The sequence below is a fragment of the Klebsiella sp. HMSC25G12 genome (genome assembly GCF_001807705.1).
GTDB classification, from domain to species: Bacteria; Pseudomonadota; Gammaproteobacteria; order Enterobacterales; family Enterobacteriaceae; genus Klebsiella; species Klebsiella variicola.
The window spans coordinates 1-1,658 of sequence record NZ_KV789902.1; the positions used below are offsets into that span (position 1 = coordinate 1).

The window sequence follows — 1,658 nt, forward strand, 5'->3', positions numbered from 1 at the left end:
GCTCCCCGTTGATTAATACACCGCGATGTTAGTAATGTCTTCATAAGCCACATGAGGACATCCTCATGAAGAAGCGTTTTTCCGACGAACAGATCATCAGTATTCTCCGCGAGGCCGAAGCCGGGGTTTCTGCCCGTGAGCTCTGCCGTAAGCACGCCATTTCCGACGCCATCTTTTACACCTGGCGTAAGAAGTATGGCGGTATGGAGGTGCCCGAGGTTAAGCGCCTTAAGTCGCTTGAGGAAGAGAACGCCAGACTCAAGAAGCTGCTTGCCGAAGCCATGCTGGATAAAGAGGCGCTTCAGGTGGCTCTTGGGCGAAAGTACTGACGACAGACCAGAAGCAGGAAGCCGTTGAGTTTATGTGTGATGCGACCGGTCTGTCGCAACGTAGTGCCTGCAGGCTTACAGGTTTGCCCCTGTCGACCTGCCGCTATGAGGCTCAGCGTTCGGCGGCTGATGCGCATTTATCACTGAGCTGGCACTGGAGCGCAGGCGTTTTGGCTACCGACGCATCTGGCAGTTACTGCGCCGTGAAGGCCTTCATGTTAATCACAAGCGCGTGTACCGTCTTTACCACCTTAACGGGCTGGGTGTAAAACGCAGACGACGTCGTAAAGGTCTGGCAACAGAACGTCTGCCGCTGCTCCGCCCGGAGGCGCCCAACCTGACCTGGCCGATGGATTTTGTCATGGACGCGCTGGCCACCGGTCGCAGGATCAAGTGCCTGACCTGCGTGGACGACTTCACGAAGGAGTGTCTGACAATTACCGCCGTCTTCGGGATTTCAGGCGTTCAGGTCACGCGAATTCTGGACAGCATTGCACTGTTTCGCGGCTATCCGGCGACGATAAGAACTGACCAGGGGCCGGAGTTTACCTGCAGAGCACTCGACCAGTGGGCTTATGAGCATGGGGTGGAGCTACGGCTTATCCAGCCGGGCAGGCCAACACAGAACGGATTTATTGAAAGTTTTAACGGACGATTCAGGGATGAGTGCCTCAATGAGCACTGGTTCAGCGATATCGTTCACGCCAGGAAAACGATTAATGACTGGCGGCAGGATTAGAGCGAGTGTCGTCCACATTCATCGCTGAACTACCAGACTCCGGCTGAATTTGCGGCGGGCTGGCGAAACGGGAAATATGAAGAAAAACGAACCGACATTACTAACTGAAGGTTGTATCTAATCCTGGGGGGGCAGGTCAACCGCGTTGGATGATTGTGGATCATGATTATATATGTTTTTTTCTTATCAGAAACAATGGGTTAAATAGTTTTATTTTGATGGTTGGTGTCGCGGAGTGGTGCTGGTTTCACTTCAGGGGTAGGCATATGGAACAGGATCCTCTTGAGATCCTTTCTTTAGCATCGTAATCTCTTGCTCAGTAAACGAAAAAACCGCCCAGCAAGGCGGTTTTTTCGAAGGTTCTCTGAGCTACCAACTCTTTGAACCGAGGTAACTGGCTTGGAGGAGCACAGTCACCAAAACTGTTCGTTTAGTTTAGCCTTAACCGGCGCATAACTTCAAGTCCATCTCCTCTAAATCAGTTACCAGTGGCTGCTGCCAGTGGCGCTTTTGCATGTCTTACCGGGTTGGACTCAAGACGATAGTTACCGGATAAGGCGCAGCAGTCGGACTGAACGGGGGGTTCGTGC

1 protein-coding gene and 1 pseudogene are annotated in these 1,658 nt (G+C 52.7%); one reads left to right on the forward strand and one right to left on the reverse strand.

Features of this window, described 5'->3' with window-relative positions; all coding sequences use genetic code 11:
- Positions 1 to 65: 65 nt before the first annotated feature.
- Positions 66 to 1,176, forward strand: a pseudogene (locus HMPREF3096_RS30505) (IS3 family transposase).
- A gap of 370 nt (positions 1,177 to 1,546) precedes the next feature.
- Here the strand turns inward: HMPREF3096_RS30505 and HMPREF3096_RS31505 are convergent.
- On the reverse strand, positions 1,547 to 1,658 hold a 112-nt coding region (locus HMPREF3096_RS31505), incomplete at its 5' end, for a replication initiation protein (protein ID WP_077270173.1).